This window comes from Microaerobacter geothermalis (genome assembly GCF_021608135.1).
Lineage (GTDB): Bacteria > Bacillota > Bacilli > DSM-22679 > DSM-22679 > Microaerobacter > Microaerobacter geothermalis.
In genome coordinates this window covers 34011-55101 of the sequence record NZ_JAKIHL010000015.1, presented here as the reverse complement: position 1 = coordinate 55101, position 21091 = coordinate 34011, and the positions used below count along the sequence as shown (strand labels likewise).

At 40.4% G+C, this 21091-nt stretch carries 21 protein-coding genes; all 21 read left to right on the top strand.

All coding sequences use genetic code 11. The features are described 5' to 3' along the window. Positions 1 to 36: 36 nt before the first annotated feature. Positions 37 to 1407, top strand: coding sequence for an acyclic terpene utilization AtuA family protein (locus L1765_RS07665; RefSeq protein WP_236406116.1), 1371 nt, complete (start codon positions 37 to 39; stop codon positions 1405 to 1407). A 14-nt stretch (positions 1408 to 1421) separates the two neighbouring features. Beyond that, a complete protein-coding gene (locus tag L1765_RS07660; RefSeq protein ID WP_236406114.1) occupies positions 1422 to 1745 on the top strand; it encodes a DUF4387 domain-containing protein in 324 nt (107 codons plus the stop codon). 40 nt (positions 1746 to 1785) lie between these two features. After that, the gene (locus L1765_RS07655) at positions 1786 to 2010 is read left to right on the top strand and encodes a DUF3905 domain-containing protein (RefSeq protein ID WP_236406112.1); all 225 of its coding nucleotides are present in this window, start codon (positions 1786 to 1788) and stop codon (positions 2008 to 2010) included. A 321-nt stretch (positions 2011 to 2331) separates the two neighbouring features. Continuing rightward, entirely contained in the window at positions 2332 to 3438 is a 1107-nt protein-coding gene (locus L1765_RS07650) for a hypothetical protein (protein ID WP_236406111.1), read from the top strand. 139 nt (positions 3439 to 3577) lie between these two features. Further along, positions 3578 to 4738, top strand: a complete 1161-nt coding sequence (gene sucC, locus L1765_RS07645; RefSeq protein WP_236406110.1) for an ADP-forming succinate--CoA ligase subunit beta — start codon at positions 3578 to 3580, stop codon at positions 4736 to 4738. Between the two features lie 23 nt (positions 4739 to 4761). Then, entirely contained in the window at positions 4762 to 5694 is a 933-nt protein-coding gene (sucD, locus tag L1765_RS07640; RefSeq protein ID WP_236406109.1) for a succinate--CoA ligase subunit alpha, read from the top strand. Positions 5695 to 5920: 226 nt separating this feature from the next. Further along, a complete protein-coding gene (dprA, locus tag L1765_RS07635; protein WP_236406108.1) occupies positions 5921 to 6997 on the top strand; it encodes a DNA-processing protein DprA in 1077 nt (358 codons plus the stop codon). A 222-nt stretch (positions 6998 to 7219) separates the two neighbouring features. Further along, positions 7220 to 9286 (top strand): type I DNA topoisomerase, encoded by a 2067-nt coding sequence (topA, locus tag L1765_RS07630; protein WP_236406107.1) that lies wholly within the window; start codon positions 7220 to 7222, stop codon positions 9284 to 9286. A 16-nt stretch (positions 9287 to 9302) separates the two neighbouring features. Beyond that, positions 9303 to 10631, top strand: coding sequence for an FADH(2)-oxidizing methylenetetrahydrofolate--tRNA-(uracil(54)-C(5))-methyltransferase TrmFO (gene trmFO / locus L1765_RS07625; RefSeq protein WP_236406106.1), 1329 nt, complete (start codon positions 9303 to 9305; stop codon positions 10629 to 10631). 42 nt (positions 10632 to 10673) lie between these two features. Continuing rightward, positions 10674 to 11582, top strand: a complete 909-nt coding sequence (gene xerC, locus L1765_RS07620; RefSeq protein WP_407942224.1) for a tyrosine recombinase XerC — start codon at positions 10674 to 10676, stop codon at positions 11580 to 11582. Positions 11583 to 11632: 50 nt separating this feature from the next. After that, complete coding sequence (gene hslV / locus L1765_RS07615) at positions 11633 to 12175, top strand: ATP-dependent protease subunit HslV (RefSeq protein WP_236406130.1); 543 nt, start codon at positions 11633 to 11635, stop codon at positions 12173 to 12175. Continuing rightward, positions 12172 to 13587 (top strand): ATP-dependent protease ATPase subunit HslU, encoded by a 1416-nt coding sequence (gene hslU / locus L1765_RS07610; protein ID WP_236406103.1) that lies wholly within the window; start codon positions 12172 to 12174, stop codon positions 13585 to 13587. The genes hslV and hslU overlap by 4 nt, the downstream gene beginning before the upstream one ends. A 23-nt stretch (positions 13588 to 13610) precedes the next feature. Next, positions 13611 to 14390 (top strand): GTP-sensing pleiotropic transcriptional regulator CodY, encoded by a 780-nt coding sequence (gene codY / locus L1765_RS07605; RefSeq protein ID WP_236406102.1) that lies wholly within the window; start codon positions 13611 to 13613, stop codon positions 14388 to 14390. Between the two features lie 351 nt (positions 14391 to 14741). Continuing rightward, positions 14742 to 15161, top strand: coding sequence for a flagellar basal body rod protein FlgB (gene flgB / locus L1765_RS07600; RefSeq protein ID WP_236406101.1), 420 nt, complete (start codon positions 14742 to 14744; stop codon positions 15159 to 15161). A gap of 2 nt (positions 15162 to 15163) precedes the next feature. Then, a complete protein-coding gene (flgC, locus tag L1765_RS07595) occupies positions 15164 to 15616 on the top strand; it encodes a flagellar basal body rod protein FlgC (protein WP_236406100.1) in 453 nt (150 codons plus the stop codon). A gap of 12 nt (positions 15617 to 15628) precedes the next feature. Beyond that, on the top strand, positions 15629 to 15919 hold the full coding sequence (gene fliE / locus L1765_RS07590; RefSeq protein WP_407942222.1) for a flagellar hook-basal body complex protein FliE: 291 nt from the start codon (positions 15629 to 15631) through the stop codon (positions 15917 to 15919). A 29-nt stretch (positions 15920 to 15948) separates the two neighbouring features. Further along, positions 15949 to 17496, top strand: coding sequence for a flagellar basal-body MS-ring/collar protein FliF (gene fliF / locus L1765_RS07585; protein WP_236406098.1), 1548 nt, complete (start codon positions 15949 to 15951; stop codon positions 17494 to 17496). A gap of 11 nt (positions 17497 to 17507) precedes the next feature. Beyond that, positions 17508 to 18527, top strand: coding sequence for a flagellar motor switch protein FliG (gene fliG / locus L1765_RS07580; RefSeq protein ID WP_236406097.1), 1020 nt, complete (start codon positions 17508 to 17510; stop codon positions 18525 to 18527). Beyond that, the gene (gene fliH, locus L1765_RS07575; protein ID WP_236406096.1) at positions 18520 to 19299 is read left to right on the top strand and encodes a flagellar assembly protein FliH; all 780 of its coding nucleotides are present in this window, start codon (positions 18520 to 18522) and stop codon (positions 19297 to 19299) included. Before fliG ends, fliH begins: the two co-directional genes overlap by 8 nt. 1 nt (position 19300) lies before the next feature. After that, positions 19301 to 20626, top strand: coding sequence for a flagellar protein export ATPase FliI (fliI, locus tag L1765_RS07570; RefSeq protein WP_236406095.1), 1326 nt, complete (start codon positions 19301 to 19303; stop codon positions 20624 to 20626). After that, positions 20626 to 21081, top strand: coding sequence for a flagellar export protein FliJ (gene fliJ, locus L1765_RS07565; RefSeq protein ID WP_236406129.1), 456 nt, complete (start codon positions 20626 to 20628; stop codon positions 21079 to 21081). Before fliI ends, fliJ begins: the two co-directional genes overlap by 1 nt. Positions 21082 to 21091 lie beyond the last annotated feature (10 nt).

The following is a 21091-nucleotide window of genomic DNA, read 5'->3' as shown; positions in this document are numbered from 1 at the left end:
GGTTATATCATGTAATAACAAAAGGGAGAGAAAATAATGAGAAAAGCGGAACTTAGAATCATTTGTCCTAACGGACATTTGGGTTTTGCACCGACTAAGGAAGAAAGTTTCAAAATTGGCGTAGCCACATATCCCGATTATTATTGTTGTGACTCTGGCAGTGATGATATAGGACCAGCGCCATTAGGGGCTGATAAATCAGTAAGTATGTATGAATGGCAGAAACACGATCTGGAACTCATGTTGCTGGCTTCGAGAGAACAAGGTGTTCCCATGATTATAGGTTCTGCTGGAGATACTGGGTCAAACAGCAGAGTTGATTTGTATGTTCAAATCATTAAAGATCTGGCTCAAAAGCATAATATACCAAAATTTAAGCTTGCTTATTTTTATTCTGAGGTTAATAAAGAATATCTTAGAGAACAGATGGAAAAAGGAATCGTCATTGAAGGTTTAGATGGAAGAGGCAAATTAACCATTGAGGATCTGGATAAGACAGACAGAATTGTTGCAGTAGCCGGTGTTCATCCCTATATAAAAGCTTTGGAAATGGGAGCTGATGTGATTATTGGCGGTCGCTCAAGCGACTGTGCGATCTTTGCGGCTCCTGCTATTAAAGAAGGATTTCCTGAGAACTTATCTTATTATCTGGGAAAAGTTTTGGAATGTGCTTCATTTTGTGCTGAACCTTATGGTGCCAAGGAAAGTGTTATCGGTATCATCACGGATCATGATGTAAAAGTGACCGCGATGCATCCTGATCAGAGGTGTACAGTGGCATCTGTGGCTGGTCATGCCATGTATGAAAGATCCAATCCATACTATGAGTTTTTTGCCGGCGGAATGCTGGATATGACCAATTGCAAATATGAGCAATACGATGAAAAAACATGTAAAATTACCGGACCCGAATTTGTTCCTGTGAATGGCAAAGTTAAGATTAAGCTGGAAGGCTCGGGAAAAATTGGGGAGAAGTATATTGGTATTGCTGGTATCAGAGATCCCTATACAATCAGTAATATCGATAAAGTGATTGAGTGGGTAAAAGAACAGGTGGAAGAAAGATATCAAGATATAAAGTATCATTTAAATTTTCGCATTTTTGGTAAAAACGGAGTAATGGGAGAATTGGAACCCGTCAAGGATATTAAATCCCATGAAATCTGCGTTATCGTAGAAGGAATTGCTCCTACAAAAAAATTGGCTGAAGAAATAACACTAATGGGAACTCGTCAAATTTTCTATGCAAGATTACCTGAAGTAAAAGGAACAGCCGGTACAGCAGCCTTTATTGTTGATGAAGTTCTTCCTGCTTCCTCCGCGTACATGTGGACTATGAACCATGTGATTCCGGTTGATGATCCGATGGAGTTTTTTGATGTAAAGCTTATTGAAGTAGGAGAATGAGGGAGGAGAAATGTATGAGAACTAAAAAGCTGGCTGAATTGGCCAAAACAATTAGAAGTAAAAATGCTGGAACTGATAAAATCACATTTGACATCATTTTTAGAGAGGAAGAAAATTATAAGCTGGTAAAGGAAAGCAAGCAGATTACAAAAGAAAAAATAGCTCAATTGTTTGGCATATCCAAAGAAAGAATATGTGATTTTGTTGAATTTGATCCGGCGTATGCCATCAAATTTACTATTTTAAGATCAACACCTAGCGGAAGCCCTGGCGAGGGTGATATTTTTGGATGTCAACAATATCCTCCGTTATTAGATATAGAAATTCCAATAGAATAACTTCATTTGGGTAAAACTACCCATATGGAGGTGACTTGCAATGAAGAAAATAACGACTGCCCATCCCCCTCCAAAGCATGATACACCCCTTGACCATTGGAGTACAGACGTTGATCCAGCCATTATGGCCGGACAGCATTGGGTAGATGAGGGAGAAGATGTCGGCAACGCCAGCGATGAAAATCGGGATTATGAAGAAGGGATTATTGCGCAGAGCGGCATATTTATGCATCCTTATCATGATGTAAGTTACGGCAGAGATTAATTTTTTGGAAGCGAGGTATTAAATACTTCGCTTTTTTTACGATACAATTCAAGTCTAAAGAACGGAGCCTTCAAAAACAACTGGGTATATCAAAGGTGGAGTCCAGTTTGAGGGCTAATTCCCGTTCTTTAGTCCCAACGCTAAAGCACGAACTCGATGGCTGCCCGTATGAATTCTTTACTTCCGACTATAGTCACATGGTATACATACGATGATGATATAAATTGCTTACTCGATCTGATCCAATAGGGAGGAATAGCTAAATCATTGTCGAAAAAATTAAGGAAAGGGGGTTAACTGATCAAAAAGGGGGAATCCTTAGTGTCAGTCAAACCAAGTTTGTTTACCAGTATAGTTATTATGTTAACTATTACATCATTTATTGTGGGATGCAATAAACAACAGGAAGCTGTAAGTGAGACCCTGATGAAAAATCAGATAGAAGAGAAACCGTCGGGGGAGAATTCAGATCAGGAAAATCAATCTCTTGATCTTTTACTTAACAATATTGACCGGGTTTCAGTCATTACCAAAGATGGTACAGAAGTACCGATCGAAGATCAGGGGTTTATTAAGGAATTATCCTTTTCGTTGAAGGACCTGACTCCTTCGTCAATAGAACCTACATCATTTATTTATACCGTTATACTTTGGCTTTCAAGCGATGAACCTGTGGTTCTTCAAATCGGGGAAAACGGAATATTAATGGGTGAACAATTTTATCAAGGCAAAAGCGTTATTTATCTGCAGGACTATATTCATAAATGGGTTGGGTTGAACTTGGTAAAAAGCCTTCCCCTTGATCAAATGTTTCTTTATTCCAGGGATATGAATTTGTCTGCTCCCTTAGTTAAGAGCGATATGGAGAGGATAAGGGAAGTGATTCAAGATGCCCAGTACCTTGAGGAGAAGCCGGCTGTAAAAAATCCTCTATATCCCTATTATGTCCTTGAACTTGACATAGGGGGAAAGGAAATAATTGAAGTTGAAGTATTAAATGAAACCCTAATTTCAGTTCCTACAAGTAACGGATATTATTATTATCAATTGACTGAATCGATATCGCCAGTTCTTAAGAAGGCTCTTCCCAGTACGGAATATCAGTCCGATCACATAAAATCTTTATTTTTGTCAAAGGGAGTAAGAATAAAAAATCTTTCAGGGAAAACTAATGGGGCAGCTGTAGAATTAAGCAGTGAAACCATGGATCCTGTTTATGCCCAATCAATTGCCCATTCACTGGTTCGTTTACTGGAACAAGGAACTCCTGCGAAATTAACAGAAAATAATAAAAAAGCCTTGATCACATTTTTGCTTGAAGATCGTGAAGTATCCGTAGCCATTTACGATAATTTCTTTATTTTTAATAATCAGGTATTTGGGACTGCTAACATATTTGAAAAAATAGTAAAAGTGGTTTCAGAATGATTTTGTGACAATTTTTTTAACAATTAAGAAGGAGTTTATATACTTATAGCGAATATCTAACCTTGGTGTGCTTGTTTTTACCATAGGAATTTAGTGGGTATGCTAAATCAAGAAACACAATATGATAGGAGGATGGAGAATGAATATCCATGAGTATCAAGGGAAAGAGATACTGAAAAAGTACGGTGTTACAGTCCCCTTGGGAAAGGTAGCCTTTACGGTTGATGAGGCTGTGGAAGCAGCGAAGGAATTAAACTCCCCCGTAACGGTTGTAAAGGCTCAAATCCATGCGGGCGGCCGCGGAAAAGCCGGAGGGGTTAAGGTTGCGAAAAGCCTTGATGAAGTACGTACATATGCCGGGGAGATTCTTGGCAAAGTATTGGTTACCCACCAGACTGGGCCTGAAGGAAAAGAAGTAAAAAGACTGCTGATTGAGCAGGGATGCAACATTAAAAAGGAATTTTATGTGGGAGTGGTCGTTGATCGTGCCACCGGCCGGGTAGTTATGATGGCATCTGAAGAAGGGGGAACAGAGATTGAAGAGGTGGCTGCGAAAACCCCTGAGAAGATCTATAAGGAAGTGATTGATCCAGCCGTTGGTTTGATGCCATTTCAGGCAAGAAAGCTTGCATTTGCCATTAATATTCCAAGTGAACTAGTAAATAAAGCCGTCAAATTTATGATGGGTCTATATAACGCATTTGTAGAGAAGGACTGTTCTATTGCCGAAATTAATCCACTTGTTGTCACCGAAGAAGGTGATGTGATGGCATTGGATGCAAAGCTGAATTTTGATTCGAACGCTTTGTTTAGGCATAAAGATATCTTGGAATTGAGAGACCTTGACGAAGAAGACCCCAAAGAAATTGAGGCTTCCAAATTTGACTTAAGCTATATTGCTCTTGATGGAAATATTGGCTGCATGGTAAATGGAGCCGGTTTAGCTATGGCTACTATGGATATTATTAAATTTTACGGCGGAGAGCCAGCCAATTTCCTTGATGTTGGCGGAGGAGCAACCACAGAAAAAGTGACAGAAGCGTTTAAAATCATCCTCGCAGATGAAAAAGTGAAGGGGATCTTTGTCAATATTTTTGGCGGAATTATGAGATGTGATGTAATTGCAAGCGGTGTGGTAGAAGCTGCTAAGCAAGTAGGGTTAGACCGGCCCTTAGTGGTACGTCTAGAAGGAACCAATGTTGAACTAGGGAAAAAGATTTTAAAGGAATCCGGGTTAAATATTGTTTCAGCTGAATCCATGGCAGATGGTGCAGAAAAAATCGTACAATTAGTGAAATAATTGGGGTACGGGAGGGAAATCTAATGAGTATTTTGATAAATAAAAACACGAAAGTGATTACGCAGAACATTACTGGAAAAACCGGTATGTTTCACACGAAAGGCGCACTGGAGTACGGCACTCAAGTAGTCGCTGGCGCTGTACCGGGCAAAGGCGGCACGAATGTGGATATTACCCTCGACAACGGTGAAGTCATATCCATTCCGGTATTTGATACAGTGGCGGAAGCGAAAGAAAAGACCGGTGCCAATGCTTCCGTTATTTATGTACCACCAGCTTTTGCTGCAGATGCCATTATGGAAGCGGTAGATGCGGAACTTGATCTAGTTATCTGTATTACTGAAGGTATTCCTGTACTAGATATGGTGAAGGTTAAGCGTTACATGGAAGGAAAGAAAACGCGGCTTGTTGGACCAAACTGCCCCGGAGTCATCACCCCCGGAGAATGTAAAATCGGCATTATGCCAGGATATATTCATACACCCGGTCATGTAGGGGTGGTATCCAGAAGTGGTACATTAACCTATGAAGCCGTTCATCAATTATCTTCAAGGGGCATTGGACAGTCCACCGCTGTGGGAATTGGTGGAGACCCTGTAAATGGGACCAACTTTATTGATGTTTTAAAAATGTTTAATGAAGATCCCGATACTTATGCTGTCATTATGATCGGGGAAATCGGCGGAACTGCTGAAGAAGAGGCAGCAGAATGGATTAAGGCGAATATGACCAAACCCGTGGTTGGATTTATCGGCGGTCAGACCGCACCTCCCGGAAAAAGGATGGGTCATGCTGGAGCTATCATTTCCGGAGGCAAAGGTACGGCTTCCGAAAAAATTGCCAAGCTGGAAGAATGCGGTGTAAGGGTAGCAAAAACACCTGCCGTGATGGGTGAGACCTTGGTTGAAGTATTAAAGGAAAGAGGCATATTAGAAAAGTGTATTACAGTAAAATAAATTGACACTTTTTGAAGAGATCCATAATGGTTGGAAAGGGCAGAATTTCATGCCCTTTTTTTTTTTGAATCTCCTCTGAATTCATCAACTATATACCCAAATGTTTTTGCGACCGCTTTTATTTACCTCAAAAAGATCCGTACAAACAATTTGCTTTATTCAAGCAGGAAATCCTGGAAAGACGGAGAATAATTGGTTGATCATACCAAAAAGGAGATGTGATCATTTGATAACGAGAGAGGAACTAATATACCTTCATCAGGTGAAGGGAATTGGTTGGAAAACGATTAAACAATTAATTGAATCTCCCTATGAACGGGAGGAGTGGAAGCATTGGAATCCAGATCGTCTGTCAAGCAATCTACAAATTTCTTCTAAAATGTCTCAACTCCTTCTAAATCAAGATTTCAATGATCATAAGCTTTTGGAAGAACAATACGACCATTTAGGAATAAAAGTAATTACCATATGGGACGACTTCTACCCTGATTTATTGAAGGAAATTAATCAACCTCCATGGGTGTTGTATGCAATTGGAAACGATGAGCTTCTCCAGAAAGAAAAAATAGCCGTTGTTGGAACAAGGAAGGCCACTCCATATGGAAAAGATATTGCAAAAAAACTGGGACAATATTTGACAAAACATGATGTTGTAGTAGTTTCTGGAATGGCGATAGGTATTGATACGGAAGCCCATTTGGGAGCCTTAATGGAAAATGGGAAAACCATTGCGGTTTTAGGTTGCGGAATAAATGTGATATATCCTTCCGCCAACAGACATGTTTATCAAAAAATATCAAAAGTGGGGCTTATTTTATCAGAATATCCTCCTGGATGGCAGCCGGCTAAAGGGATGTTTCCTCAAAGGAACAGAATTATCAGCGGGTTAAGCAGAGGAGTCGTAGTTGTAGAGGCAGCAGCAAAAAGCGGCTCCCTGATCACAGCGGATCTGGCAATCGATCAAAACAGAGAGGTATTTGCCATTCCCGGTCCCCTTCTGTCTCCTCAAAGTGTAGGTCCCCATCAATTAATCAATCAAGGGGCAAAAATCGTGACACATTTTCAGGATATTGTTCAGCATCATTCTTTTTATCCTGATGGGGGGATGTCGGATACCGAACATCAAGACATATTAACTGAAGAAGAAAAGAAATTATTAAATGTAATACCATATCACCCAATTTCCATTGACCACCTGGTCTCTGATTTTGGAACGGTTCAAAAGATTTATCCTGTTTTATTGTCATTGGAAATGAAAGGGAAAATTGTAAAGTATCCAGGCTCATTCTATTCCAGAACATAATAAAGGAAAATCATTTGCATAGTTTGACAATATACGGTTTATCATTTAATAATAAGAAAAGCTTCTATTGAAGGTTTTTTCAACTAAATGAAAGGAGAAGGCTCCATTCTTTTGCCATGGAGAGATCTTTAATTCCTTTCTCTTCCGAACTCGACTCGCTGGAAGAGTAAATTTTTAGTGCCGTTTTTACATATATACCTTGAAGAAAGGGGGAGGACACCTTTGGCAGATGCTCTTGTAATTGTTGAGTCTCCCGCCAAGGCTAAGACCATTGGTAAATATCTCGGGAAGAAATATATTGTAAAGGCATCCATGGGACATGTAAGGGATCTACCGAAAAGTCAAATGGGTGTCGATATAGAAAATCAGTTTCAGGCAAAATATATTACCATCAGGGGAAAAGGTGCCGTCATAAAAGAATTGAAAGATGCATCCAAAAAAGTAAAAAAAATTTATCTCGCCGCTGACCCTGATCGGGAAGGTGAAGCTATCGCCTGGCATTTGGCTCACGTTCTTGGCATTGATGAGAAAGAAAAATGCAGGGTGGTTTTTAATGAAATTACCAAGAATGCGATTAAAGATGCCTTTAAACATCCCAGAAGGATCAATTCTAATTTAGTCAACGCCCAACAAGCAAGGAGAATATTAGATCGTCTGGTAGGATACAAAATCAGTCCTTTATTATGGAAGAAAGTAAAAAAAGGTTTAAGCGCAGGACGTGTTCAATCCGTTGCGGTAAAAATTATTTATGACAGAGAAAAGGAGATTAGGGCATTTGTTCCTCAGGAGTATTGGACGGTTACCGCTACATTAATGGCGGATAAATCAATATTTTATGCCAAATTCCATGGTTATGGGAAAGAAAAAATAGAGCTTAAGAATGAGGAAGAAGTTCAAGCCCTTCTGAAAAGAATAAAGGGTCAGCCTTTTGTCGTTTCAGATATCAAGGAAAAGGAAAGAAGAAAAAATCCGGCTCCGCCCTTTACCACAAGTTCATTACAGCAAGAAGCGGCCAGAAAATTAAATTTTCGAGCGGCTAGGACGATGATGATTGCACAGCAGCTATATGAGGGAATAGATCTGGGCGAAGAGGGTTCTGTAGGTTTAATCACTTATATGAGGACCGACTCTACCCGGGTATCTGAAACCGCTCAGAAAGAAGCGCGGGAATATATTATAGATACATACGGGAAAGAATTTGTGCCTGAGAAGTTCAGACAGTATTCAACCAAAGAAGGTGCACAGGATGCCCATGAATCGATTCGTCCCACTTCAGTGATGAGAACTCCTGATTCTGTAAAACCATTTTTGGGAAGAGATCAGTTTCGGCTGTATAAGTTAATATGGGAACGTTTTATTGCCAGCCAAATGGAATCCGCCGTTTTGGACACCATGAGTGTTGATATTGTGGTAAATGACGCAGTTTTCAGAGCAACGGGATCCAAGATTAAATTTCCTGGATTTATGAAGCTGTACGTGGAAGGGAATGATGATGATAAAAAAGAGGAAGACAACATTCTTCCTCCATTGGTTATTGATCAGAAGCTGAAGAATAAAGGGATTGAACCAAAACAGCATTTTACCCAACCGCCACCTCGCTACACTGAGGCAAGATTGGTGAAAACCTTGGAGGAACTAGGGATCGGTAGGCCCAGTACTTATGCGCCAACTTTGGATACCATTCAAAGAAGGGGATATGTTGCATTAGAGGATAAGAAATTTTATCCCACTGAGTTAGGAGAAATTGTCATCCAGTTGATGGAGGAGTTCTTTCCAGAGATATTAAATGTAGATTTTACGGCAAAAATGGAAGATGAACTGGATCATATTGAAGAGGGAAAGGCAAATTGGATTCACGTTTTGGATGAATTTTACCAAGAATTTCAAAAACGATTAAAAGTGGCTGAAGAAGAGATGGAAGAAGTGGAAATAGAAGATGAAGTTTCCGATGTCATCTGTGAAAAATGCGGTCGTCCCATGGTCTATAAACTTGGACGATTTGGAAAATTTCTTGCTTGTTCCGGATTTCCTGAATGTCGAAACACAAAACCAATCTTAAAGGAAATCGGAGTAAAGTGTCCAAAGTGTCCGGGGAATATTGTTGAAAGAAAGTCAAAACGGAGACGAACGTTTTATGGATGTGACCAATTTCCCCAATGCGATTTTGTTTCATGGGATAAACCGATCCCAAGGCCCTGTCCAAAATGTCAGAGTTTAATGGTAGAGAAAAAGGGGAAAAAAGGTTCTTATATCCAATGTTTACAGTGTGATTATTCAGAAAACGGATAGTACCGGAGGATTTTTTATGAGTCAACATCCAATTACAGTCATTGGTGCAGGGTTGGCTGGAAGTGAAGCGGCCTGGCAAATCGCCAATAGTGGAATCCCAGTCCGATTGTACGAAATGAGGCCGGTGAAATCAACACCGGCCCATCATACAGAACAATTCGCCGAGTTGGTATGTAGCAATTCGTTAAGAGCCAACTCCTTGACGAACGCAGTAGGCATTTTAAAAGAAGAAATGAGGAGATTAAATTCCATCATTATTTCTTCTGCTGACTGCTGCTCCGTTCCGGCAGGCGGAGCTCTAGCGGTAGATAGGGAAGAGTTTTCTCACTATGTGACCGAATCATTATCTAATCATCCCCTCATCTCTGTGTATCGTGAAGAATTGACCGATATCCCGGATGAGGGAATTGTAGTGGTAGCTACCGGACCGCTTACATCGGCGAATCTTTCCGAAAAGATTAAACAATTGACCGGTGAAGAATACTTTTACTTTTACGATGCGGCAGCACCCATTGTTGAGAGGGAATCAATTGATGAAAGCAAAGCTTTTTTTGCTTCACGATATGGTAAAGGGGATGCGGCTTATCTTAATTGCCCAATGAATGAAGAGGAATTTGAAGTTTTTTACAATGCAATTGTGGATGCGGAGGTCGTACCGTTAAAGGAATTTGAAAAGGAAATCTATTTTGAGGGATGTATGCCTATTGAGGTGATGGCTAAAAGGGGAAAACAAACCATGTTATTTGGACCCTTAAAACCTGTAGGCCTGATTGATCCTAGAACTGGAAAGCAACCCTTCGCCGTGGTCCAGCTTAGACAGGATAATAGTGCAGCAACCCTTTATAATATTGTGGGATTTCAAACCCATATGAAATGGGCTGATCAAAAGAGAGTAATTCAATTGATTCCTGGATTGGAGAATGCGGAGATTGTCAGATATGGGGTAATGCACCGCAACACATTTATCAATTCACCAAAACTTTTAAATCCCACTTACCAACTAAAAAGCCGTGAAAATCTGTTTTTTGCAGGACAAATGACTGGAGTGGAAGGATATGTCGAATCAGCTGCTGCCGGTTTGGTCGCAGGAATCAATGCGTCAAGACTGGCCAAAGGACTAGACCCTATCGTTTTTCCGAAAGAAACTGCGATAGGGAGTATGGCCAATTATATTACCACTGCAGACCCGAAGCACTTTCAACCGATGAATGCTAATTTTGGACTATTCCCTCCGTTGGAAAGAAAAATAAAAAATAAAAAAGAAAGATATGAAGCCTTCGCTGCAAGGGCATTGGAAATAATTCAGAATTTTTCACGAAACATAGACAATTACTGTTGCAATTAGCTTTCACACTGTGTTACTATATGGTTGCTCAGGGGGTGGGGGATTGAAATGGAAAATCACATTCAGTCACAAATCAAAGGGTTTCTTCAGTACTTACAAATTGAAAAGAATGCTTCACCCCATACCGTCCTTAATTATCACCGGGATATCGATGCATTCCTTGCTTTTTTAAATACCAAGGAATTGGAACACTGGAATCAGATCGATCATACCGATGTAAGAGAATATTTGGCTATGCTTGCAAAAAAGAACTATTCCAGGCGTACCATTTCCAGAAGGTTGTCCAGTATGCGTTCCTTTTATCGCTTTTTAATGCGGGAAGAAGAGGTAACCATGAATCCTTTTCAAATGGTGTCTACTCCCAAGTTGGAAAAGAAGCTTCCCAAATTCCTGTATCATAAGGAAATGGAATTGTTACTAGCACAGCCTAATGTTACATCTCCGGTTGGTTTAAGGGACAAAGCCATATTAGAAGTATTATATGCCAGCGGTATCAGGGTTAGTGAATTGGTAGGTCTTGGGCTCGATTCTATTGATTTAAATCTGGGTACGGCTCGAGTTTTTGGAAAAGGGGCAAAAGAACGAATTGTAATTCTTGGTTCATTTGCCCTTGAAGCCATGAAACAGTACCTTGATAAGGGCAGGCCGCTGCTCAAAAGTCAAGAAGCAGATACAGATGCCGTTTTTTTAAATGTTCGCGGGGGAACTTTAACCGACCGTAGCGTGAGAAGGGTGATTCACAAGTATATACAGCAGGCGGCGATTACAAATCGGGTGAGCCCCCATACCATTAGGCATACGTTTGCTACCCATATGCTTGAAGCTGGGGCAGATCTTCGTACCGTACAAGAGATGCTTGGGCATGTGAATATTTCCACAACCCAGATTTACACCCATGTAACTAAGGAGAGATTGAGAGAGGTTTATTTGCAGACACATCCAAGGGCTTAAAAGGGGAAACCCGCAAGTAAAGTAAAAAGGAGGAATATGGATTGGAATCCATGTTTCGAGGAACAACCATTTTTGCCATTCATCATCAAGGTGAAGGGGCTATGGCTGGAGATGGTCAAGTCACTTTTGGAAATCAGGTGGTGATGAAACATAGAGCGACTAAGGTTCGTCGTTTATATCAAGGAAAAGTGATTGCCGGTTTTGCTGGGTCTGTTGCTGATGCCTTCACATTATTTGAAAAATTTGAAGGGAAATTGGAACAGTATCATGGGAATTTGCAAAGGGCTGCAGTGGAATTGGCAAAGGAATGGCGGATGGACAAAATGCTGCGCCGATTAGAGGCTATGCTCATTGTAATGAATCATGATCATCTTCTTTTGGTTTCTGGAACAGGTGAAGTGATTGAGCCGGATGATGGAATCTTGGCCATCGGCTCAGGGGGCAATTATGCTTTAGCTGCTGGTAGAGCGTTAAAACAAAAGGCTGACCATTTATCTGCAAGGGAGATAGCGGAAACTGCCCTTGCCATTGCTGCTGATATTTGTGTTTATACAAACCACAACATTGTGGTAGAAGAGTTAATGAAGGGATGAGAGAGATCGTGATAAAGAATCCCGAAAGTTTAACCCCTAAGCAAATTGTTGCCGAACTGGATAAGTATATTGTAGGACAGCATAAGGCTAAAAAATCTGTTGCAATCGCATTAAGAAACCGCTATAGGAGATCAAAGCTTCCGACGAGGCTAAAAGAAGAAGTTGTCCCTAAAAATATTCTAATGATAGGGCCTACTGGGGTAGGAAAAACAGAAATTGCGAGGCGTATCGCAAAATTGGTTGGAGCCCCGTTTGTAAAGGTAGAAGCCACCAAGTTTACCGAGGTGGGATATGTGGGCAGGGACGTTGAGTCGATGGTCCGTGATTTAATTGAAACCTCCATTCGCTTGGTGAAAGCAGAAAAAATGGAAAAGGTAAAGGATCGGGCCGAACAGTTAGCTAATGAACGAATCGTTCACATTTTGGTACCCAGCCAAAAACAACAAAAAAATTTTGCAAACCCTTTTGAAATGTTATTTGGTCAACAGAATGACAAAAATGATAAGAGCAATATCGAAGACGATCGGCAGGACTTGGAGCAAAAAAGAAGGAGAGTGGCACATCAACTGGCCCTAGGGGAATTAGAAGATCATATGATAGAAATTGAGGTAGAAGATCATCTTCCTTCCATGTTTGAAATTTTCTCGGGAGCCGGTGTTGAACAAATGGGGATTAATGTTCAAGAAATGTTTGGCAATCTTCTTCCCAAAAAGAAAAAGAAAAGAAGGCTACCCGTGAAAGAAGCCCGCAATGTATTGATTCAGGAGGAAGCTCAGCGGCTGATCGATATGGATGAAGTCATTCAAGAATCGATTAGAAGAGCCGAGGAAACGGGGATTATTTTTATTGATGAAATCGACAAAATTGCGGGTAAGGAAACAGGATCACCCGATGTATCAAGGGAGGGCGTACAAAGAGATATCCTTCCCATTATAGAAGGATCAACGGTGATGACAAAATATGGTCCCGTAAAGACTGACTATATTTTATTTATTGCAGCCGGTGCATTTCATATGGCAAAGCCTTCTGACTTGATTCCGGAGCTTCAGGGCAGATTGCCGATTCGGGTAGAATTGGAAAGTTTAAGTGCCGATGATTTTGTCCGAATATTAAAAGAGCCACAAAATGCCATTACGAAACAATATCAGGCATTGATAGAAACAGAGGGGGTTCAAATTGAATTTACGGATGAAGCGCTGGAGGAAATTGCGAGACTGGCTGCAGAGGTAAACCATTCCACAGATGATATCGGAGCAAGGAGACTTCATACGATTATGGAGAAACTGTTAGAGGATTTATCTTTTGAAGCACCTGAGATAACTATGGAAAAAATTGTGATTACACCTGAGTATGTTAGGGAAAAAATAAAGGATATAGTGCAAAATCGCGATTTAAGTCAATATATTTTGTAAAATAAGACAGGAGGATTTTGGAAATGGATTTACTGAATAAAACTAGAAGGATTAACCGATTATTACAAAAGGCCGCGGGTCATGCCGTTAACTTTATGGAAATGGCTGAAGTGCTAAGAGATGTGATCCAAGCCAACACTTACATTTTAAGCCGCAAGGGAAAAGTTTTGGGATATGCCATTTATCAAGAAGTTGAAAATGAGCGCATGAAAAAAATGCTGGATGACCGCCGCTTCCCAGAAGAATACAGCAACATGTTATTAAAGGTAGATACAACCACTTCTAATATCGGAGTTGAAAGTGACTTAACCGCTTTTCCAGTTGAAATGAGAGAAGTTTTTCAATCTGGTTATACCACGTTGGTACCCATTATCGGCGGTGGTGACCGATTAGGAACCTTAGTGCTTGCTCGTTTAAATGAACAATTTATTAACGACGATTTAATATTGGCAGAATATGGTGCAACCGTTGTAGGAATGGAAATTCTTCGTGAGCGCTCTGAGGAAATTGAACAGGAGGCAAGAAGCAAGGCGGTTGTGCAAATGGCCATTGGATCCTTATCCTACAGTGAATTGGAAGCCGTTGAACATATTTTTGAAGAACTAGACGGAAAAGAAGGTTTATTGGTTGCCAGCAAAATTGCCGATAGAGTCGGAATTACCCGCTCCGTGATTGTAAATGCTTTACGGAAGTTGGAAAGTGCGGGGGTCATTGAATCCCGTTCTTTGGGTATGAAGGGAACCTATATAAAAGTGCTTAATGAAAAACTGCTTCCTGAATTGCAAAAATTAAAGACTTCCTAAAAATTTCTATCAAAACAGATGACTTGGTTCATATGGTCTGAACTAAACGCTCAAGACCCTTCGGATCATGGATGTTTAGTTTCGTACCTAGATTAAAGTTCTGTCGAATCGACAGAACTTTTTTTGACGGATAAAAAAGTATAACTTTTCTAATCTGATTAAGCGAAATTAAGTCTTCTGCCTTCGCCGGAGACATGGCATAAGCCAAGTTTTCTTTATCGTAGAGGATAGATGAAAGGGGATTTGAGAGCTTAAGAAATAATTTATATGTATTTGTCGAACATTGCAGGAATTCTTTGTAGGATGTAGAATTCTTGTCTAGATATACGAATGGCATTAGGAGGCGTGAAGATGAATCTTTTTGAAGGTCAAACTCTTCGGATACTAACACAGGGATTAGATGCGACAGCCATGAGGCAGCGAGTTCTTGCAAACAATATTGCTAATGTCGATACGCCAAATTATAAAAGACAGGACGTTTCCTTTTCTTCGATCTTTCAGGAAGCCCTTAACAGGAGCGCTTCAAGCTTTACGGGATATCGAACCAACTCCAAGCATATTCCTATCGGGGGAGATGCCTATAGAAAGTATTCCGGTTATCAGGTGATAACGGATCATCAGACCAATATGAACAATAATGGAAATAATGTAGACATTGATTTTGAAATGTCTCAATTGGCTCAAAACCAAATTTTTTATAATGCTTTGGTTGAGGAGACAAACAGTTATTTTTCCAAGCTTCGTATCGTAATTAATGAGGGGAGACGATAGGTATGTCAATCTTTAACAGTATGAATATCAGCGCCTCTGCTTTAACTGCACAAAGGCTTAGAATGGATATCATTGCTTCAAATATTGCAAATGCGAACACGACAAGGGCAACGTTCGAAAACGGGAAGTGGATGCCTTATCAGCGGAAAATGGTCAGCTTTTCCCCTCAGGCTCCTTCTTTTAAAAATTATTTGAATGCGGCTTTGGGACGCTCATCGGTTCCTGGTGAGGGAGTGAAGGCGACTCAAATTGTCCAAGATAAATCCCCTTTTAAACAGGTATATAATCCGGGGCATCCGGATGCGGATGAAAATGGTTTTGTTCTTATGCCCAATGTGGACGTTTTAAAGGAGATGGTTGATTTGATCTCAGCCACTCGATCCTATGAAGCCAGCGTGACCGCCTTTAATGCATCAAAATCAATGGCATTAAAAGCCTTGGAAATCGGACGTTAGGAGTGATGACGGATGATTAAAGGAGTCAGTCTATCACCTGATACATTGACAAAACTGTCGCCAGTTAAGACAGGAACAAACGATAGCTCTTTTTCTTCGTTTTTAAAAAATGCATTAGATCAGGTGAATCAGGACCAGATTAAGGCAGAAAAATTGACGGAAAACTTGGTTGCGGGCCAGGTAACGGATTTACATCAGGTGACTATTGCAGCTCAGAAGGCTGAATTAAGTCTTCAACTAACGGTTCAAGTTAGAAACAAGATTATTGAAGCCTACCAAGAAGTAATGAGAATGCAGGTTTAATTACCCCTATGTAATGGGAGAGGAAAAATATGAACAATAATTGGCAACAGATAAAGGAAAAAATACTGGGTTACTGGAAACAAGCATCAGTTAAACAGAAAATGATCATGGGCTCCATCGTCCTGATTCTTATCGCCTCTCTTTCCCTATATGTAACGATCGCTTCTAAACCGCAAATGGTGCCATTATTTAATAATTCTTTAACGGAAGCAGATGTAGGCGCAATAAAAGAAAAATTAGATGAAGGTGGATATATTTATGAAATATCACAGGATGGTCGAAATATAAAAGTCTCACTAAAGGATAAGCCAGATATTATTGTTGCACTTGCAGCTGATGGAATTCCCAACAGTTCATCTATTGGTTACAGCATTTTTGAGAAAAACCTGGGCTTCGGAATGACTGAACAGCAGTTTGGAGTGATTGAAAGGGATGCTATGCAAGGGGAACTTGAATTTCTTCTGAAAAAGGTGCAGGGAGTCCGGGATGCTCGGGTTATGCTCACGTTACCGAAAGAAACCCTGTGGGTAGCTGATGAAAATGAAAAAGCGACAGCTTCGGTCATTGTTGAACTTGACCCAGGAATTCAACTAAATGAAAAGCAGATCAACACCTTGTATAACCTGGTTTCAAAAAGTGTTCCCAAATTGCCGGTTGACAATATCGTAATTACGGATCAAAATGGAATACTGCTTGAAAATAGCCAAGGTAGTTCGTCATATTTTGGATCTTCTTATGAGAAACAGAGAAAAATTCAAAAGGATATTGAAAAGGACATACAAAAACAAATTCAGGCGATGTTGGCACCCATTGTCGGGGGATACGATAATTTGGTTGTTCAAGTGTTTGCCAAATTAAATTTTGACCAGGTAAAAAGCGTTGAAAACTTGGTAACCCCCGTAGATGTGGGAAATAACAAGGGAATTACTATAAGCAGCGAGAAAATCACTGAAACTTTTTCTGGAACAGGAAGCGCCCCTGGAGGGATAGTGGGCACGGGGCAAAATGCGATACCCGGTTATCCTTCCGGCAATGAAAATGGAAATAGCGAATATGAAAGAATAGAAGAGAGAATCAATCAGGAAGTAAACAGAATTACAAAAGAAATTATAGCTACACCCTATAGGATAGAAGATATGTCCATTATGGTCACATTAAATGAGGATGAAGTTGATCCCAGTATAGAAACCACTGTAAAACCCATACTTGAATCTATCGTAAAAACAGCCTTGGTAAATCCAGCCGTCAATACTGATGAACGGGTCTCGCTTGTGGTTCGCAAATTTAGCAAACCTTCCGTGACTACCGCCTTTGATATTAGAGATTATTTATCATATATTGTAGCGGGTGCAATTGGATTCGTTCTACTGTTATTTTTCATGATTTTTTTAAGAAAAAGGAAGGGAAAAGAGGAACAAGAGGAAGAGATTGTTCCTACTCCCGTTTTTTCCGCCGCTCAACTTGAGCCAAAAGAAGATACGGAGCAAATAACCATGAGAAAACAATTGGAACGTTTAGCCAGACAGAAACCTGAAGAATTTGTTAAACTGCTTAGAACATGGACCGCTGATGAATAGGAGTGTTTCTAATGGCACGAGTGACATCACCTAAAGAATTAACCAACAGACAAAAAGCGGCAATTCTCTTAATTTCATTAGGGCCAGAAATTTCGGCACAAATCTTTAAACACTTGCGTGAAGAGGAAATTGAGCAATTAACATTAGAGATTGCCAACATCAGAAAAGTGGAGTATGAGCAAAAAGATGAAGTTCTTCATGAATTTCATCAATTATACATCGCCCAGGAATATATTGAGCAGGGCGGCATCGCGTATGCCAAAGAAATTTTGGAAAAGGCATTGGGGCAGCAGAAAGCATTGGAGGTTATCAACAGATTGACCGCTGCCTTACAGGTTAGACCCTTTGATTTCGCGCGAAAAGCGGATCCAACTCAGATTCTTAATTTTATTCAAAACGAACACTCTCAAACCATTGCTTTGGTCCTTTCCTATTTGGAGCCCAGCCAGGCAGCTACGATTCTGTCTTCATTACCCCAGGAGAGGCAAGCGGATGTGGCTAGAAGGGTTGCTTTAATGGACAGTACTTCACCTGAAGTGATTAATGAAGTTGAACGGATATTGGAACAAAAGCTTTCCTCTACGGTTACACAGGACTATACCCATGCTGGGGGAATTGAATCCATCGTCCAAATATTGAATGGAGTTGACAGAAGCACAGAAAGGACCATATTAGATGCTTTGGAAATTCAAGATCCTGAGCTGGCGGAAGAAATTAAAAAGAGGATGTTCGTCTTTGAGGATATTGTTACCCTGGATGACCGCTCCATCCAAAGGGTTATCCGAGATGTGGAGAACAAGGATTTGCAATTGGCTTTAAAAGTAGCAAGCGAAGAAGTAAAAGAGGTTGTTTTCAAAAATATGTCGAAACGAATGGCAGACACGTTTAAAGAGGAAATGGAATTTATGGGGCCCGTTCGCTTGCGGGATGTTGAGGAAGCACAAACCCGTATTGTTGCTACGATAAGACGTTTGGAAGAAGCAGGAGAAATTATTATTGCAAGAGGGGGAGGGGACGAAATCATTGTCTAGGATTATTAAAGCCTCCCAATATTCTGCTGAATCTGATATAAGGGTGATTCATTCTACTATTCAACCGTCAAAGGGGACCACCCAAGAGAAAAAAAACGAAGGAACTTCAGAAGCGAACCAATTGATATCTGATGCCGAAGAAGCAGCTTCGAAAATCATAAATCAGGCAAAGGAGGAAATTGCAAGACTAAAGGAAGAAGCCAATCGTGAAATTTCTTCTTGGTGGAATAAAAAGAAAGAAGAAGCCAGAATCTTTATGGAAGATGCTAAAAAAACTGGCTATCAAGAAGGATATCAATTGGGAAAAAAAGAAGCCTATCAAATTGTGGAAAAGGAAGAAGCGGAACGATACCAATCAGCACAAAAAATCGTTGAATTGGCATATGCCGAGAAAAATAAAATTATTGAGGAAGCTGAACCTGTTCTATTAGAATTAAGCCTTTCCATAGCCAGGAAAATTATCTCTTCTGAATTGAAAACACACCCTGACCAAATCCTTTCTATGGTAAAAGAAGCTTTGCAAAGGGCAAGGGAGCAGGAAAAAATAACGATTTATGTTCATCCAGAACATTATTCATTTATTCAGGAATCGAAGGGTGAATTATTGTCGTGTTTAAACGGACATGCTGAACTTCATATCATTCCTGATCCATCCATTAAGGTAGGCGGTTGTTCGATTAAAACTTCATTAGGTACCATTGATGGACGTGTAGATACTCAATTGGAAGAAATTCGTGAAATATTAGTGCAGGCCGCACAAGGTAGAGGATAGTATGGCTGTTCTTGATATCCAACGTTATAAACAGCTGATTGAGCATAGTGACCCCTTTCGATTAAACGGAAAAGTAACTCAAGTAATTGGGCTGACAGTAGAGTCTGAAGGACCTGACACAAAGATCGGGGATGTTTGTTTATTATATCCGGTTGGACAAAACAGTCCAGTCCCTGCAGAAGTTGTTGGTTTTCGGAATCACAAAGTTCTCCTTATGCCTTTTGGTGATCTGGGGTCAATAGGCCCCGGCTGTGATGTGGTTTCCACCGGCAAATCATTGATTGTTAAGGTGGGAAAAAGTATGCTGGGACGAATTGTCGATGGATTGGGCAATCCCATCGACGATCAAAATTTGCCGGAAGGTTTGGTCGGTGTATCTACAAATCAGTCTCCACCAAATCCTTTGAAAAGGCCCAGAATTATGGAGCCCTTATCTGTAGGAGTAAGAGCTATAGACGGCTTGCTTTCGGTTGGGAAAGGACAGCGAATAGGGATATTTGCCGGTAGTGGCGTAGGGAAAAGCACGTTACTCGGCATGATTGCGAGGAATACCTCTGCTGATGTAAATATCATAGCGTTGATTGGTGAAAGGGGACGGGAAGTCTTAGAATTTGTGGAGAAAGATTTGGGTAAAGAAGGCTTGGCCCGTTCCATTTTAGTGGTCGCTACCTCGGATCAACCTGCCCTCATGAGAATAAAGGGAGCAATGGTTGCCACTGCATTTGCCGAGTATTTTAGAGACATGGGTTTGGATGTCATGTTGATGATGGATTCCATTACCCGTTTCGCGATGGCCCAAAGAGAGGTAGGTTTAGCGATTGGAGAACCTCCTACGGCAAAGGGATACACCCCATCTGTTTTTTCCTTATTGCCTAAGCTATTGGAGCGTTCCGGAACCAATCAAAAGGGAACAATTACTGCATTTTATACTGTTTTAGTGGATGGTGACGATTTAAATGAACCCATTTCAGACACGGTTAGGGGAATTTTAGATGGCCATATCGTATTAGACAGAACCCTTGCTAATAAAGGACATTTTCCTGCTATTGATGTATTAAAGAGCGTAAGCCGTTTAATGAAGGATATCATTACAGAGGATCATATGACGGCAGCAAACCATTTAAAAAGCCTGTTGGCGACCTATCAGGAAGTGGAGGATTTAATTAATATCGGTGCATACAAAAAGGGAAGCAATCGGGATATAGATTTGGCCATAAAATATCGTGATGCCATCCGTTCTTTTTGTCAACAAGATATCCATGAAAACTGCTACTGGGAAGAGACCGTAAAAAGGTTAATTGACCAGTTTAAGGAGTTGAATAGGTGATGTCCTATCAATTTCGTCTACAGAAGATATTAGATATGAAAGGAAAAGAGAAAGAGAAAGCCCAATGGGATCTTGCTGGGTCTTCTCAGCAGTTATTTCGTGATGTGCAATCCTTAAAATCCATGCTGGAAGAAAAGGAAAAAATGGAAAACATGATGTTGCAGCTTCAGCAAGCCTCCGTTGAAATAAGAAAGATAAAGGAAATCCAAGCCTATCTGGAGCGTTTAAAGTTACGAGTTGTAAACCAAAAGGAAGAAGTGAAAAAAACAGAAATGCTTGTAATTAAACATCAAGGTGTTTTAGCCGATAAAAATAAAGAGGAAAAAATTTTAAAGATCATGAAAGAAAAAGATTTTCTTCAGTACATGGAAGAAGAAAAAAGAAAAGAAGAAAAAGAACTGGGGGAAATTGCCATTCATCAGTATATAAAACATACAGGGGAAGGAGAACTTTAGGAGGAATCAC